This is a genomic window from Gordonia sp. NPDC062954, assembly GCF_044543825.1.
GTDB lineage: Bacteria > Actinomycetota > Actinomycetes > Mycobacteriales > Mycobacteriaceae > Gordonia > Gordonia tangerina.
This window is the reverse complement of sequence record NZ_JBITWL010000001.1, coordinates 92,553-108,452: the sequence shown is the minus strand read 5'-3', so window position 1 is coordinate 108,452 and position 15,900 is coordinate 92,553. Positions and strand designations below refer to the sequence as shown.

Here is a 15,900-nt window from a genome sequence, read left to right as displayed (position 1 = left end):
TGAGAGCACACGAACACCGAAAGGGGGCCACCCGCGTGAGTACGCCAACTGTCCTCGACTCCATCATCGAAGGAGTGCGAGCCGACGTGGCCGCACGCGAGGCCGTCATCGACTATGCCGCGATCAAGGCGGCCTCGGCCAAGGCTCCAGAAGCCAAGGACGCGATGGCCGCATTGCGTCAGCCCGGCATCGGCGTGATCGCCGAGGTCAAGCGGGCCAGCCCATCGAAGGGTGATCTGGCCGCCATCGGTGATCCGGCGGATCTCGCGAGCGCCTATGAAGCCGGTGGTGCGCGCATCATCAGCGTGCTCACCGAGGAACGGCGCTTCCGCGGGTCGCTGGCCGACCTCGACAGTGTGCGCGCCGCGGTGAACATCCCGGTGTTGCGCAAGGACTTCATCGTCGGGCCCTACCAGATTCACGAGGCCCGCGCGCACGGCGCCGATGTGATCCTGCTGATCGTGGCGGCCTTGGAACAGAATGTTCTCGCCGCACTGCTGGACCGCACCGAGAGTCTGGGCATGACCGCTCTGGTGGAGGTGCACACCGAAGAAGAGGCCGACCGCGCGCTGGAGGCCGGAGCATCGGTGGTCGGCGTCAACGCCCGCAATCTCAAGACCCTCGAGGTCGATCGCGACAGTTTCGCCAGGATCGCCCCCGGCTTGCCCACCCAGGTGATCCGGATAGCGGAGTCGGGTGTACGCGGCACGGCAGACCTGCTCGCCTACGCCGGTGCCGGCGCGGACGCCGTGCTGGTCGGCGAGGGACTCGTCACCAGTGGTGATCCGCGGGCCGCCGTCTCGGAGTTGGTTACCGCCGGTACGCATCCGTCCTGCCCGAAACCGGTTCGCTGACCGGCGGTTCGGTCCCGGCGAAACCCTTGCTTCCCACCCCTGCCAGTACGACGAGAGAACAGTGACCGCCAACACCCACAGCTCAGACGTCAGGTATCCGACAGCGAGCGCCGGCTTGGCATCGCGCACCTCCATCGAACCCGATCAGGGCGGGCATTTCGGTGTGTACGGCGGCCGTCATGTACCCGAAGCCCTGATGGCGGTGATCGACGAGGTCACCACCACCTACGAGAAGGTCCGGTCCGACGACGACTTTCTCGCCGAACTCGACCGGTTACAGCGTGACTACACCGGACGGCCGTCTCCGATGTACGAGGCGAAGCGGCTGCGTGAGGCGGCCGGTGGGGCGCGGATCTTCCTCAAGCGCGAAGACCTCAACCACACCGGATCCCACAAGATCAACAACGTGCTGGGTCAGGCGCTGCTCGCGCAGCGGATGGGCAAGACCCGGGTCATCGCCGAAACCGGTGCCGGACAGCACGGGGTGGCGACGGCGACCGCGTGTGCACTGCTCGGCCTGGAGTGCGTGGTCTACATGGGCCGCGTGGACACCGACCGGCAGGCCCTGAACGTGGCGCGGATGCGGCTGCTCGGCGCGGACGTGATCGCGGTGGACAACGGCTCGGCGACCCTCAAGGACGCCATCAACGAGGCCATGCGTGACTGGGTCACCAACGCGCACAACACCTATTACTGCTTCGGCACCGCCGCCGGCCCGCACCCGTTCCCGATGATGGTGCGCGATCTGCAGCGGGTGGTCGGGTTGGAGGCACGCGCACAGATCCTGGAGCAGGCCGGGCGGCTCCCCGACGCGGTGACCGCTTGTGTCGGTGGCGGGTCCAACGCCATCGGCATCTTCCACCCGTTCGTCGACGACACCGACGTCCGCCTGGTGGGGTTCGAAGCGGCCGGCGACGGCGTCGAGACCGGTCGGCATGCGGCCACGTTCACCGGCGGCACCCCGGGCGCGTTTCAGGGCGCGTACTCCTATCTGTTGCAGGACGAAGACGGGCAGACCACCGAGTCGCACTCGATCTCGGCCGGACTCGACTATCCCGGGGTCGGACCCGAGCACGCCTACCTCAAAGACATCGGGCGGGCCACGTACCGGCCGATCACCGATGCCGAAGCGATGGATGCGTTGGCCCTGTTGAGTCGTCGGGAGGGGATCATCCCCGCGATCGAGTCCGCGCACGCGGTGGCCGGTGCGCTGAAGCTGGGCCGTGAGCTCGGTGACGGCGCGATCATCGTGGTGAGTCTGTCCGGTCGCGGAGACAAGGACGTCGACACGGCTGCCCGCTGGTTCGAGCTGTTCGACAAACCGCCGTCACAGGACGAGGCGTCCGCGGGCGGCGAACAGACGGGGGAGACGGTATGACCGCCACGATCCGACACACCGCTCCGTCCCGGCTCGGCGCCACTTTCGCGAGGTGCCGTGACGAAGGCCGCGGCGCCCTGATCGGCTATCTTCCGGTTGGTTATCCCACCGTGGAGACGTCGCTGGAGTCCTTCCGCACGATGGTGGCCGCCGGCTGCGACATCATCGAGGTCGGCGTCCCGTACTCCGACCCGGTGATGGACGGACCGACCATCCAAGAGGCTGCCGACACCGCCCTGAGCAGCGGGGTCCGCGTCCGAGACGTGTTCACCGCCGTGCAGGCCATTGCCGATGCCGGTGGGCAGGCCGTGGTGATGAGCTACTGGAATCCAGTTCTGCAGTACGGGGTGGATCGGTTCGCGCGCGACCTGGCTGCGGCCGGTGGGGCCGGAATGATCACCCCGAACCTCATTCCCGAAGAGGGCGCCGAATGGCATGCCGCCTCCGATGAGCACGACCTCGACCGGATCTATCTGGTCGCCCCGTCCTCGACGGCCGAGCGCCTGGCCATGACGGTCGACGCCTCGCGCGGATTCATCTACGCCGCGTCCACGATGGGTGTCACGGGGGCGCGCGACGCCGTGTCCGACGCGGCACCGGAACTGTGCGCGCGGGTTCGCACCCACTCCGACATCCCGATCGGCGTGGGTCTCGGTGTGCGCAGCGGGGTGCAGGCGGCGCAGATTGCGGGCTACGCGGACGGCGTGATCGTCGGGTCGGCGTTGGTCAGCGCGGCGAAGACAGGTGTCGACGCCCTCGCATCTCTTGTCTCCGAATTGGCCGACGGGGTGCGTTCCCCGGTCTCGACGGCACCCTGATCTGGGCCGACCACGGGTCGGCTAGGGTGGCAGCGTGACGGTGCCGACACTCCTCGCTGGGCCGACGACGATCACCGGATCGACGCATCCGACATCGACGATCCTGGCCTACATCCCGAGCCCTCCTGAGGGTGTCTGGCATCTCGGTCCGGTGCCGATCCGGGCGTACGCGTTGTGCATCATCGTCGGGATCATCGTCGCCGTGTGGTGGGGCAACCGGCGTTGGATCGCCCGCGGCGGCCAGGATGGTGAGGTCCTCGACGTCGCGATCTGGGCGGTGCCGTTCGGCCTGATCGGCGGACGGCTCTATCACGTCGCCACCGACTGGCAGACCTACTTCGGGGACGGGCCCAAGGACCCGATCGACGCCCTCAAGATCTGGGACGGCGGACTCGGCATTTGGGGTGCGGTCCTGCTCGGTGCGCTGGGGGCCTGGATCGGCGCGCGCCACCACGGCATCAAATTGCCGCCGTTCGGCGACGCACTGGCCCCGGCGATCCTGCTGGCCCAAGCCATCGGTCGACTCGGCAACTACTTCAACCAGGAACTGTACGGCCGCGAGACCACCGTGCCGTGGGGACTGGAGATCTACGAGCGGGTCGACGCCAACGGCTTCGCCGACCCCGGCCTGATCTCGGGCACGTCGAACGGGACCGTCGTCGCAGTGGTGCACCCGACGTTCCTCTACGAATTGCTGTGGAACGTCGCGGTGGTGATCGTGCTCGTCGCCGTGGACCGGAGGTTCCGGATCGGCCACGGGCGCCTGTTCGCGTTGTACGTAGCGGGCTACTGCGTTGGCCGATTCGGCATCGAACTGATGCGCTCGGACCCCGCGACCCATATCTTCGGCACCCGCATCAACGTGTTCACCGCCGTGCTGGTGTTCGCCTGTGCGGCCGCCTACTTCCTGGTCGCGCCGAAGGGTCGCGAGCAGGGGCTCGAGATCTACCACGCCGACCGCGCCGAGGAACTCGAGGCGATGGGTGCGGTCGGCTACATCGATGACCGCGCCGACGGCCCCGATCATGAGGTCGACGAACAAGCGCGCGCCGCCGACCGACAACCGAGCTCTGCGCAGGACGCGCTGGCTGCCGCGATCGCCCGGCACACCCCACGGGACGCGGAAGGTGAACCGATCACGTCGTCGAGCAGCAGCGACGCGTGGGTCCTCGAGTCCGACCGCGACACCGCCGAGCAGGCCGAGGGAGCCCCCGACGACGCCGACGGAACCCCCGAGGACGCCGAGGGAACCCCCGAGGACGCCGACGGAACCCCCGAGGATGCCGAGGGAACCCCCGACGACGCCGACGGAACCCCCGACGACGCCGACGGAACCCCCGACGACGCCGACGGAACCCCGGATGTCGTCGAGGGAACCTCGGACGACGCCGCCAACACCGCCGACGACACCGACGCCAAGTAGCAGCCCGCCCGGCACACGTCCGGACGACGATCCGGCATCGATCACAGCGCGGAAATCGGCACCGCTGGTTTCGGTCGGATAGAGTGGTTTTTCACGGCGTCCCGGATCAGCCCATCCGACTCGGTCGCCGATGTTGCTCCACGGGCCAGCGTTGTCCCTGAAGACAATCGAGCATTGCGATTCGTCACGAGTCGAGTGGAGGTTCGAGATGTTGTTTTCTGCGCTGCCGGCCAAACAGGGGTTGTATGACCCCGCAGCAGAAGTCGATTCCTGTGGCGTTGCCATGGTGACCGACGTGTACGGCCGTCGGTCCCATTCGATCGTCGCCGACGGGTTGCTCGCCCTTGAGAATCTCGAGCATCGCGGCGCTGCCGGCGCGGAGGTCAACTCGGGCGACGGTGCGGGCATCCTCATCCAGCTGCCAGACGAGTTGCTGCGGGCAGTGGTCGACTTCGACCTGCCCGCACCCACCGCCGCCGGCGACAACACCTACGCCGCCGGGAATTGCTTCCTGCCGGTCGACCCGGCGTTGCGGGAACGCGCGATCGAGCGGGTGACCGGACTCGCCGCCGACGAGGGCATCACGATCCTCGGTTGGCGCGACCTGCCCGTCGACCCGGACGGCGCCGACATCGGTGAAACCGCACTGGGCTGCATGCCCTACATGATGCAGCTGTTCGTCACCGTCGAGCCCGCCGCCGGCGCCGGCCGCATTGGCGGCCTCGAACTCGACCGCTTCATCTACCCCTTCCGCAAACAGGCCGAACGTGTCACCGCCGAGATCGACGAAGCCGGGACCGGGCTGTACTTCCCGTCGCTGTCGAGTCGGACCATGGTCTACAAGGGCATGCTCACCACGATGCAGCTGCCGCTGTACTACGACGACCTACGCGACGATCGCTGCCACAGCGCCATCGCGATCGTGCACTCGCGCTTCTCCACCAACACCTTTCCCTCGTGGCCGCTGGCCCACCCGTTCCGGTTCGTTGCCCACAACGGTGAGATCAACACCGTGCGCGGTAATCGCAACCGAATGCGGGCGCGCGAGGCGCTGCTCGAGACCGACCTCATCCCCGGAGACCTGAAGCGGGCATTCCCGATCTGCACACCGGAGGCGTCGGACTCGGCGTCCCTCGACGAGGTACTCGAACTGCTACACCTCGGCGGTCGCAGCGTGCATCACGCGGTGATGTTGATGGTGCCCGAGGCATGGGAGAACGTGCCCCACATGGAGTCCAAGCGCCGCGCGTTCCTGCAGTTCAACGCCTCGATGATGGAGGCATGGGACGGTCCCGCGTGTGTCACCTTCACCGACGGCGCGGTGGTGGGCGCCGTCCTCGACCGAAACGGACTGCGCCCCGGACGCTGGTGGCAGACCCGCGACGGCCGCGTCATCTTGGCATCGGAGGCCGGCGTCCTCGACGTCCCGGTCGACGACGTGATCGCCAAGGGGCGACTCGAACCCGGCCGGATGTTTCTGGTCGACACCCGGCAGGGCCGGATCGTCCCCGACGAGGAGATCAAGGCCGACCTCATCGACGCCGAACCCTACGACGAGTGGCTGCACGCCGGACTTCTCGACATCGCAACGCTGCCGGCGCGACCGGTGTACAAACCCAACCACGACACCGTGGTCCGCCGGCAACTGTCGTTCGGGTACACCGAAGAAGATCTCCGTGTCCTGCTCACACCGATGGCCGCGTCGGGCTACGAGCCGCTCGGTTCGATGGGTACCGACACCCCCGTCGCCGTGTTGTCCCAACGTTCCCGGCTGCTCTACGACTATTTCGTCGAACTGTTCGCGCAGGTCACCAACCCACCATTGGACGCCATCCGCGAGGAGATCGTCACCTCGATGGCACGGGTGATGGGACCCGAACAGAATCTGCTGAACCCGACCGCGGCCTCATGCCGCCAGATCCTGCTGCCTTGGCCGGTGATCGGCAACGACGACCTCGCCAAACTGGTGCACATCAATGACGACGGCGACAACCCCGGTTTGTCGGCGAAGGTGCTGCACAGCCTGTACGACGTCGCCGACGGCGGTGCCGGGTTGGCCGCCGGCCTCGAAGATCTGCGTACCCGGGCGAGTCAGGCGATCGCCGAGGGGCACTCCACATTGGTGATCTCCGATCGCCACACCGACCGCGACCATGCCCCCATCCCGTCGCTGCTGGCGACATCGGCGGTGCATCACCATCTGGTGCGCACCAAGGAGCGCACGAAGGTCGCGCTGGTGATCGAATCCGGCGATGCCCGCGAGGTCCACCACATCGCCACCCTCATCGGCTTCGGTGCCGCCGCAGTCAATCCGTACCTCGCGTTGGAGACGATCGACGACCTCATCGCCGAGGGTGAACTCATCGGTGTGTCGCCGTCGAAGGCTTCCCGCAACTATCTCGAAGCGCTCGGCAAGGGCGTGCTGAAGGTGATGAGCAAGATGGGTATCTCCACCATCAGCTCATATACCGGGGCACAGGCTTTCGAGGCCGTCGGCCTGTCGTCGGCGGTGGTCAAGGAGTACTTCACGCGGACCGTGTCGCGCATCGAGGGTGTGGGCCTCGACGAACTCGCCGAAGAAGTACGTATGCGGCATCACCGCGCGTTCCCGGAGAACCCGACCGAACAGGTGTACCGGCGCCTCGACGTCGGTGGTGAATACCAGTACCGCCGCGAGGGTGAACTGCATCTGTTCACCCCCGAGACGATCTTCCTCCTGCAGCATGCGACGAAGACCGGCCAGGCGGAGGTCTTCCAGAAGTACTCCGACGAGGTCGACAAACTGTCCCGCGAAGGTGGCACACTGCGCGGGCTGTTCGACTTCGACCTCGGTGCCCGCGACCCTATCCCGCTCGAAGAGGTTGAGCCGGCCGAAGCCATCATGACGCGGTTCAACACCGGCGCGATGAGCTATGGATCGATCTCGGCCGAGGCGCATGAGACGATCGCCATCGCGATGAACCGGATCGGCGGCCGATCCAACTCCGGTGAGGGCGGCGAAGACGTCGACCGGCTCTACGACCCGGAGCGGCGCAGTGCGGTCAAGCAGGTCGCTTCTGGTCGTTTCGGCGTGACCAGCGACTATCTGACCAACGCCACCGACATCCAGATCAAGATGGCCCAAGGCGCGAAACCCGGTGAGGGCGGCCAGCTTCCCGCCTACAAGGTGTATCCGTGGATTGCCAAGACCCGTCATTCCACGCCCGGCGTTGCACTCATCTCACCGCCGCCACATCATGACATCTACTCGATCGAGGATCTCGCCCAGCTCATCCACGACCTCAAGAACGCCAATGCCGACGCGAGGATCCACGTGAAACTGGTGAGCGCGGTCGGAGTCGGCACGGTGGCCACCGGTGTGTCGAAGGCACACGCGGACGTGGTGCTGATCTCCGGTCACGACGGAGGCACCGGCGCGTCGCCGCTGACGTCGCTCAAACACGCCGGCACCCCCTGGGAGATCGGTCTCGCCGATGCCCAACAGACATTGATGCTCAACGGGTTACGCGACCGCATCACCGTGCAGTGTGATGGTGCGCTGCGGACCGGCCGCGACGTCATCATGGCGGCGCTGCTCGGTGCCGAAGAGTACGGATTCTCCACCGCACCGTTGATCGTGGCCGGCTGCATCATGATGCGGGTCTGTCATCTCGACACCTGCCCGGTAGGTGTCGCAACGCAGAACCCGGTGTTGCGTTCACGTTTCACCGGTCAGGCCGAACATCTGGTCAACTTCTTCCGCTTCGTCGCCGAGGACGTCCGGAAGTATCTGGCGCAGTTGGGTTATCGCACGCTTGATGAAGCGATTGGGCAGTCGCAGCGGCTGCACACCGATGAGGCCGTCGCGCATTGGAAGAGTAAGGGCCTCGACCTCGCTCCCATCTTCCGCAAGTTCGAGGACAAAGGTCCCACCCGCCGGTTGCGCGGCCAGGATCACGGCCTGGACCGCGCGCTCGATCAGACCTTCATCCAGCTCGCCGAAGGAGCGCTCGAGGACGCCCACCCGGTCACCCTGGAACTGCCGGTGCGCAACGTCAACCGCACAGTCGGCACCCTGCTCGGATCGGCGGTGACCCGCCGCTACGGTGCCGAGGGGCTGGCCGAGGACACCATCACGGTGAACCTGACCGGTTCGGCCGGACAGTCGCTGGGCGCATTCCTGCCGCCGGGCGTCACCATCAGCCTTGCCGGCGACACCAACGACTACGTCGGCAAGGGGCTGTGTGGCGGCAAGATCATCGTCCGGCCCAATCCCGACGCGTGGTTCATCGCCGAAGACCAGGTGATCGCGGGAAACACCATCCTGTACGGCGCGACGTCGGGTCAGGTGTACCTGCGCGGACGGGTCGGCGAACGGTTCTCCGTCCGCAATTCGGGTGCCACAGCGGTGGTCGAGGGTGTGGGTGACCATGCCTGCGAATACATGACGGGCGGTCGGGTGGTGATCCTCGGACCCACCGGGCGCAATCTGGCGGCGGGTATGTCCGGCGGCATTGCATACGTCTACGACCTCGACGAGTCCAAGGTGAACATGGCCATGGTCGAATTGCTTCGCCCGGATCCCGACGACCTACAGTTCCTGCACGACACGATCACCAGACACACCGAACTGACCGGCTCGGCGATCGGTGCGTCGATGCTGGCCGACTGGCCGCGGCGATGCCTGGGCTTCACCAAGGTGATGCCGACCGACTACAAACGGGTTCTCGATGCGGCGCGGATGGCCGAAGCCGAAGGCCGCGACGTCGATTCAGCGATCATGGAGGCGGCACGTGGCTGATCCGCGCGGATTTCTGGAGGTTCCGAAGAAGGAATCGAAGTACCGTCCCGTCGCCGAGCGGGTGCAGGACTGGGGCGACGTGTACGCCCATCCCGACAACCCGATGCTCGAGCTCACTGATGTGTCCGAACAGGCCCGCCGGTGCATGGACTGCGGGATCCCGTTCTGTCACTCCGGCACTGCCGGTTGTCCGCTGGGGAATCTGATCCCAGAGTGGAACGATCTGGTGCGTCGCGGACGATGGGATGCGGCCAGCGCAAGGTTGCACGCCACCAACAATTTTCCCGAGTTCACCGGGTTGGTGTGTCCGGCACCGTGTGAGGCCGCATGCGTGTTGTCGATCTCGGAGGCCACCACCGGCGGCAGCGTCACCATCAAACGCATCGAGAAGACCATCGCCTACGAATCGTGGGCGGAGGCGATCATCGGGCCCGAGCCGCCGGCATCGCGATCGGGCAAGTCGGTCGGTGTGGTGGGGTCGGGGCCGGCGGGTCTGGCGGCCGCTCAGCAGCTCACCCGGGCCGGTCACGACGTGACCGTCTACGAGCGGGACGATCGGATCGGCGGATTGCTGCGCTACGGCATCCCGGAGTACAAACTGCCGAAGTCCGACATCGATCGCCGGGTCGCGCAGATGCGAGCCGAAGGTACCGAATTCGTCGTCAATTGTGATGTGGGTGTTGATCTGTCTGTCGCCGATCTGCAGGCGAAGCACGACGCGGTGGTCTTGGCCATCGGTGCGATGGAGGCACGCGACAACCCTGTCCCCGGACGCGACCTGGCCGGCGTACATCTGGCCATGGAGCATCTGGTGCCGGCCAACAAGGAATGCGAAGGTGACGGGCTCTCGCCGGTCACCGCGGCCGGTAAACACGTGGTCATCATCGGCGGCGGTGACACCGGTGCGGACTGTCTGGGTACGGCACATCGCCAAGGTGCCGCATCGGTGGTGCAGCTCGACTACAACCCGGCGCTGCCCGAGGACCGCGACGACGACCGATCACCGTGGCCCACCTGGCCACTGGTGATGCGCACATCCTCGGCCCACGCCGAGGGCGGTGTGCGCAAGTACGAGGTGGCAGTGCAGCGTTTCGTCGGCGATGCCAACGGCAACGTTGCGGCGATGGTCCTCGCGGAAGTCGAGGTCACCCGGGAACCCGATGGTCGCCGAGTGGTGACACCGGTCAGTGAGGAGTTCGAGATCCCTTGTGAATTGGCCCTTTTCGCTATCGGTTTTGCCGGTGTGCGTAGGGATCAGTTGCTCGACGACCTCGGTATCGAGCCGAATCGGCGCGGGGCGCTCTCGTGTGGAAGCGACTGGCAAACCGACGCGCCCGGGGTGTTCGTGTGTGGGGATGCGCATCGTGGGGCATCGCTGGTGGTGTGGGCGATCGCGGAGGGACGGTCCACCGCCCGGGCCGTCGATGAGTTCCTGATGGGTGAATCGGACCTGCCGTCACCGGTCCGGCCGGCGGCCTTGCCGCTGTCAGTGCGATGAGTGTTCACTCGTCCGATGGTGATTTCGACAACCCGACATGGCGAGCGGATGACCAATCGTCACCGGGATAGAGATGGCGTGGCAACGGGACTAAGGTGATCACAGTGACACGTCGTACAAAGATCGTTTGCACCCTCGGACCGGCCACAAGCTCGGACGAGAAACTGAAAGAGCTCGTCGAGGCGGGCATGGATGTGGCTCGGATGAACATGAGCCACGGCACCCACGATGTCCATCGAGAGGTCTATGCGCGTGTGCGCAAGGCCAGCGACGCCGCAGGCAAAGCGGTGGGTGTGCTGGCTGACCTGCAGGGACCCAAGATCCGGCTGGGGAAGTTCCGCGACGAAGGGACGCTCAACGGCGAGGTCATGTGGGACACCGGCGACGAAGTGCGGATCACCGTCGACGACATCGAAGGTACCCAGGATCGGGTGTCGACCACCTACAAACAGCTTGCCGAGGATGCATCGGTAGGCGATCGCCTGCTGGTCGATGACGGCAAGGTCGGGCTGACCGCGACCGCGATCGACGGCAACGACGTCGTCTGCCGGGTCACCGAAGGCGGTCCGGTCAGTAACAACAAGGGTTTATCACTGCCCGGGATGAACGTCTCGGTGCCCGCGATGTCGGAAAAGGACATTGCCGACCTGGAATTCGCCCTGAAACTCGGCGTCGACATGATCGCTCTGTCGTTCGTGCGCAGCCCGGCCGACATCGAGATCGTGCACGAGGTGATGGACCGTGTCGGGCGGCGCGTGCCGGTGATCGCGAAGCTCGAGAAGCCGGAAGCGATCGACAACCTCGAGGCGATTGTCCTGGCTTTCGACGCCATCATGGTCGCCCGCGGCGATCTCGGTGTCGAGTTGCCCCTCGAAGAAGTGCCGCTGGTGCAGAAGCGGGCCATTCAGATGGCGCGCGAGAACGCCAAGCCGGTCATCGTGGCGACCCAGATGCTCGACTCGATGATCGAGAACTCGCGCCCGACCCGCGCTGAGGCTTCTGATGTCGCCAACGCCGTGCTCGACGGTGCAGACGCGGTAATGCTCTCCGGTGAGACCTCGGTGGGCAAGTGGCCGATCGATGCGGTGCTGACCATGGACAAGATCGCCCGCGCCGTCGAGGGCGGCTCGCGTGATGTGCCGCCGCTGTCGCATGTGCCGCGAACCAAGCGGGGCATCATCTCCTATGCTGCCCGCGACATCGGCGAGCGGCTGGAGGTCAAGGCGCTCGTGGCGTTCACCCAGTCCGGTGACACCGTGCGGCGCCTGGCCCGGCTGCATTCACGGCTGCCGTTGCTCGCGTTCACCCCGACCCAGGCGGTGCGCAGTCAGCTCGCATTGAGTTGGGGCACGGAGACGTTCATCGTCGATCACGTCGACACCACCGACCACATGATCGACCAGGTGGATCATCAGCTCCTGAAGATCGGTCGCCTCAAGGAGGGTGACGTGGTGGTGATCGTCGCGGGCGCACCGCCCGGCACCGTCGGCTCCACCAACATGATCCACGTCCACCGCATCGGCGAACAGGATCACTGACCCACCTCCCGCAGGTCGAGTAGCCGAGGAGCGCGCGCCCTTTTCGCTGGTCGGGTAGCCGAGGAGTGCGCGCCCTTTCCGCTGGTCGGGTAGCCGGCGAGCGGCAGCGAGGAGGCGTATCGAGACCCCGCACCCTCAACACATAGGGTGTGCTCTCATGACCGCACAATCCGAGGACGTCGGTAAACTGCTCGCCCTGCTCGACGTCGAACAGCGCGACGACGACATCTTCATCGGGCAGCACCCCGAGCAGAAGACGGCCCGCACGTTCGGAGGACAGCTCCTTGGGCAGGGTGTGGTCGCGGCATCGCGCACCCTCACCCGGGGCAACCCGCCGATCCACGCGTTGCACGCGCATTTCATCCGCGGTGGTGACGTGAACAAGCCGCTCGAATACCACGTCGCGCGGTTCCGCGATGGGAAAGCCTTCGCAAACCGTCAGGTCACCGCCATGCAGGACGGTGCCGAGGTGTTCACGATGCTGGTGGCCTTTCAGGACAATGCGGCCGGGCTCGAGCACGCGGTGGAGATCCCGCAGGTGCCCTACCCGGAGGAATTGCCACCGTTGGGTGAGCATTTCAAGGGTTACGAGGATCGGATCGCGACCTTCGTGAACGCTATGCACCCGATCGATATCCGCTTCGCGAACGACCCGACCTGGAAGGTGCGCGACGCAGGGGAGAAGCTCAAGGACAATCGGGTCTGGATGAAGACTGACGGTGAGATGCCCGACGATCCGATCATGCATGTGGCCGCCATGTGTTATGCCTCGGATACCACCGTCCTCGACTCGATCATCACCACGCACGGGTTGTCGTGGGGGATCGACCGTCTTTTCGCCGCCACGGTGAACCATTCGATGTGGTTTCACCGCGAGTTCCGTTTCGATGATTGGCTGCTCTATGCCACCCGTTCTCCGGTGGCATCGGGCTCGCGCGGCATGGGATCGGGACGCTTCTGGATGCGCGACGGCACTCTGGCTACCTCGGTGGTGCAAGAAGCGCTGATCAAATACTTCCCACCGAAAAGCTGAACCCCCGGATGGCACACTGGTCGCCATGACCTCAGCCCCGCCGCCCCGTTCGGATGGGTGGCCGCATACACAGCCGGAATACTGGCTGCAGCCCGGACCGATGCTTCCGCAGCGCACCTGGCAGCGCCGCACACGCTCGCCGATCATTCTGGTCAGTGCGCTCGCAGGATTGGTGCTGGCAGCGGTCGCCGTCATCGCGTTGATGGTGGGTTCGGTCGCCGCGGCCTCCTTCGAAGCGCGCGGCGTGGTGCTGTGCGCGACCGGTGCCACCGAGATGGCACCGCGATCGCCGGTGCGGATCTATGACGAGACCGGCGAAGAACTCGCGTCCACCCGACTCGGCGCCCCGCGAACCGAGGACGGGCGCTGCGAGATGCCGTTCACCGCAGACGATGTGCCCGCCGCGCGGGGTGGCTACGTTGTACGCATCGGAGATTCGTTCCAGGAGACCGTTTCTGAGTCCGCACTCAGCGAAGGGGCAGTTCTGCGCCCCGTGTCGTGACGCGTGTGCCCTTGTCCCATGTGCCCTTGTCCCATGTGCCGTTGTCCGGTGCGTGGCGTTCACCCGGGTTAGACTTCGGCGATCTGTCGGTCGTCGGCTTGCGCTGACGTGTGCATGGAGGGGATGCGTGGACGAGAGCATCGACTGGAGCCACGAGTGGCTTGCCTCGACGATCTGGCTGGCCATCGCGTTCGCGATCTCGGCTGCCGCCGGAATCGCCATCTGCGCCGCGCTTGCGCGATACACGAAGTGGGGCCGTCAATTCTGGCGTCTGTCTCGGGGCTTTTTCACCGGCCCAGGCAAGTGGCTCACGTGGACCATCCTTGCCGGGCTGCTGTTGTTGACCCTGCTCAGCGTGCGCCTCAACGTTCTGATTTCCTACCAGTACAACGACATGTACACCGCAATGCAGGGTATCGCCGAGGGACTCGTCCAGGGCGATCTCGCTGCGCGCGACTCCGCCGCGTCCGCGTTCTGGCGTGCGATCGGGATCTTTGGCTTGTTGGCCACCCTCCACGTCATTCGTTCTCTCGTCGACTTTTATGCCGGTCAGGCCTTTGATATTCGATGGCGAACGTGGATGACCGACCGGATGACGGCCGATTGGCTCGACGGACAGGCCTACTACCGCAACCGTTTCGTCGGCGAGGCCAACATCGACAACCCGGATCAGCGTATCGAAGCAGACATCACCAACTTCGTCACGTATTCGCGAGGCCTCGCGTTTGGTGCCGTCTCCGCCGTCGTTTCGATCGTGTCGTTCACCAAGATCTTATGGGACCTTTCGGGACCGTTGACGATCCTCGGTGTCACGTTCCCGCGCGCGATGATGTGGATCGTCCTCAGCTACGTCTTGGTGACCACAGTGATCGCGTTCTATATCGGCCGACCGTTGATTCGACTGAACTTCTTGAACGAACGTCTCACCGCCAATTTCCGCTACGCGTTGGTCCGCATTCGCGATGGCGCCGAGAACGTGGCGTTCTATCGCGGGGAGGGGGTGGAGCGTGCGGGCCTGCTCTCTCGCTTTGCTGAGGTCATTCGGAACTTCTGGCGAATTGTCTTCCGGACGTTGAAGTTCAACGGGTGGAACCTCACGGTCAATCAGACCGCTGTCGTCTTCCCGCTGATAGTTCAGGCTCCTCGGTTCATCGCCGGCGAGATCACCCTCGGAGCGGTGATGCAGTCGTCGACAGCCTTCGGCAACATGCATGACTCGCTTTCGTTCTTCCGCGAGTCCTATGACGAGTTCACCGAACTGCGAGCGTCGCTGATCCGTCTCGACGGTCTGCACGACGCGAACAACAAGTCACGCGAGCTGAGGCGGATACCGACGGAGGAGAGCCAAGAGCGGCGTCTTGCGCTGCAGAACGTGGACATCACCACACCTGATGACCGTCCGTTGGTGAGGTCGTTGTCGCTGTCGATGACACCTGGAGACGCACTGGTGGTCAAGGGCAGTTCCGGTTCGGGAAAGACGACGCTGCTGCGCGGCATTGCCGAGATGTGGCCGTTCGTCGACGGCGAGGTCGATCGTCCGCTCGGACGACGCACCCTGTTCCTGTCCCAGATCCCGTACATCCCGCTCGGCGACCTACGCACCGCGGTCGCCTACCCGGCCGCGCCCGACGACGTCGGCGACGACGCGATCCGCTCCGCCTTGCAGCGGGTCTTCCTTCCGCATCTCGTCGACCGCCTCGACGAGGAAGAGGACTGGTCGAAGGTGCTGTCACCGGGGGAGCAGCAGCGGGTGGCATTCGCGCGCATCTTGCTGACCCGTCCGGAGGTGGTGTTCATGGACGAGGCGACCTCGGCGGTCGACGAGGGGCTCGAGTACTCGCTGTACTCGCTGATCCGGGCGGAACTGCCGGAGACGATCCTGGTGTCGGTGAGTCATCGCAGTACCACCGATCAGCACCACACAGAGGTCCTTGAACTCACCGGCGGTGGCGAGTGGGAGCTGCGCCCGGTGACCACCTGAGTCTGCTCGGCCGATCGCGAATGTTCGTCTGACGACGTCGTTTTACTTTCTGATTACTAATCTCACGGAAGTCTGTCGGCGCCGCACAGTGCTCG

Annotated in this window: 9 protein-coding genes and 1 pseudogene; all 10 read left to right on the top strand. The window is 65.5% G+C overall.

What is annotated here, in order from left to right:
- Positions 1 to 35 precede the first annotated feature (35 nt).
- The 10 genes and pseudogenes from trpC (at position 36) to ACIGKQ_RS00430 (ending at position 15,805) form a co-directional block, all read left to right on the top strand.
- Positions 36 to 854, top strand: coding sequence for an indole-3-glycerol phosphate synthase TrpC (gene trpC / locus ACIGKQ_RS00475; RefSeq protein WP_235723154.1), 819 nt, complete (start codon positions 36 to 38; stop codon positions 852 to 854).
- 61 nt (positions 855 to 915) lie between these two features.
- Positions 916 to 2,232, top strand: a complete 1,317-nt coding sequence (trpB, locus tag ACIGKQ_RS00470) for a tryptophan synthase subunit beta (RefSeq protein ID WP_396571928.1) — start codon at positions 916 to 918, stop codon at positions 2,230 to 2,232.
- Positions 2,229 to 3,050, top strand: coding sequence for a tryptophan synthase subunit alpha (gene trpA / locus ACIGKQ_RS00465; RefSeq protein ID WP_235723152.1), 822 nt, complete (start codon positions 2,229 to 2,231; stop codon positions 3,048 to 3,050). Before trpB ends, trpA begins: the two co-directional genes overlap by 4 nt.
- A gap of 100 nt (positions 3,051 to 3,150) precedes the next feature.
- Positions 3,151 to 4,068: pseudogene (lgt, locus tag ACIGKQ_RS00460) on the top strand (prolipoprotein diacylglyceryl transferase); the annotation flags it as partial.
- Between the two features lie 613 nt (positions 4,069 to 4,681).
- On the top strand, positions 4,682 to 9,253 hold the full coding sequence (gene gltB, locus ACIGKQ_RS00455) for a glutamate synthase large subunit (RefSeq protein ID WP_396571927.1): 4,572 nt from the start codon (positions 4,682 to 4,684) through the stop codon (positions 9,251 to 9,253).
- Positions 9,246 to 10,751, top strand: a complete 1,506-nt coding sequence (locus ACIGKQ_RS00450; RefSeq protein ID WP_396571925.1) for a glutamate synthase subunit beta — start codon at positions 9,246 to 9,248, stop codon at positions 10,749 to 10,751. Before gltB ends, ACIGKQ_RS00450 begins: the two co-directional genes overlap by 8 nt.
- A gap of 104 nt (positions 10,752 to 10,855) precedes the next feature.
- Positions 10,856 to 12,289 (top strand): pyruvate kinase, encoded by a 1,434-nt coding sequence (gene pyk, locus ACIGKQ_RS00445; protein WP_266061050.1) that lies wholly within the window; start codon positions 10,856 to 10,858, stop codon positions 12,287 to 12,289.
- Positions 12,290 to 12,446: 157 nt separating this feature from the next.
- Positions 12,447 to 13,322 (top strand): acyl-CoA thioesterase, encoded by an 876-nt coding sequence (locus tag ACIGKQ_RS00440; RefSeq protein ID WP_396571924.1) that lies wholly within the window; start codon positions 12,447 to 12,449, stop codon positions 13,320 to 13,322.
- A 25-nt stretch (positions 13,323 to 13,347) separates the two neighbouring features.
- Positions 13,348 to 13,824, top strand: coding sequence for a hypothetical protein (locus ACIGKQ_RS00435; protein WP_266061053.1), 477 nt, complete (start codon positions 13,348 to 13,350; stop codon positions 13,822 to 13,824).
- 127 nt (positions 13,825 to 13,951) lie between these two features.
- Entirely contained in the window at positions 13,952 to 15,805 is a 1,854-nt protein-coding gene (locus ACIGKQ_RS00430; protein ID WP_235723146.1) for an ABC transporter ATP-binding protein/permease, read from the top strand.
- The last annotated feature ends 95 nt before the right edge of the window (positions 15,806 to 15,900 follow it).

Coding starts and splice junctions, on each gene's coding strand:
- trpA (WP_235723152.1), top strand. CDS start 2,229: ATGACCGCCACGATCCGACACACCGCTCCGTCCCGGCTCGGCGCCACT.
- gltB (WP_396571927.1), top strand. CDS start 4,682: ATGTTGTTTTCTGCGCTGCCGGCCAAACAGGGGTTGTATGACCCCGCA.
- ACIGKQ_RS00440 (WP_396571924.1), top strand. CDS start 12,447: ATGACCGCACAATCCGAGGACGTCGGTAAACTGCTCGCCCTGCTCGAC.
- ACIGKQ_RS00435 (WP_266061053.1), top strand. CDS start 13,348: ATGACCTCAGCCCCGCCGCCCCGTTCGGATGGGTGGCCGCATACACAG.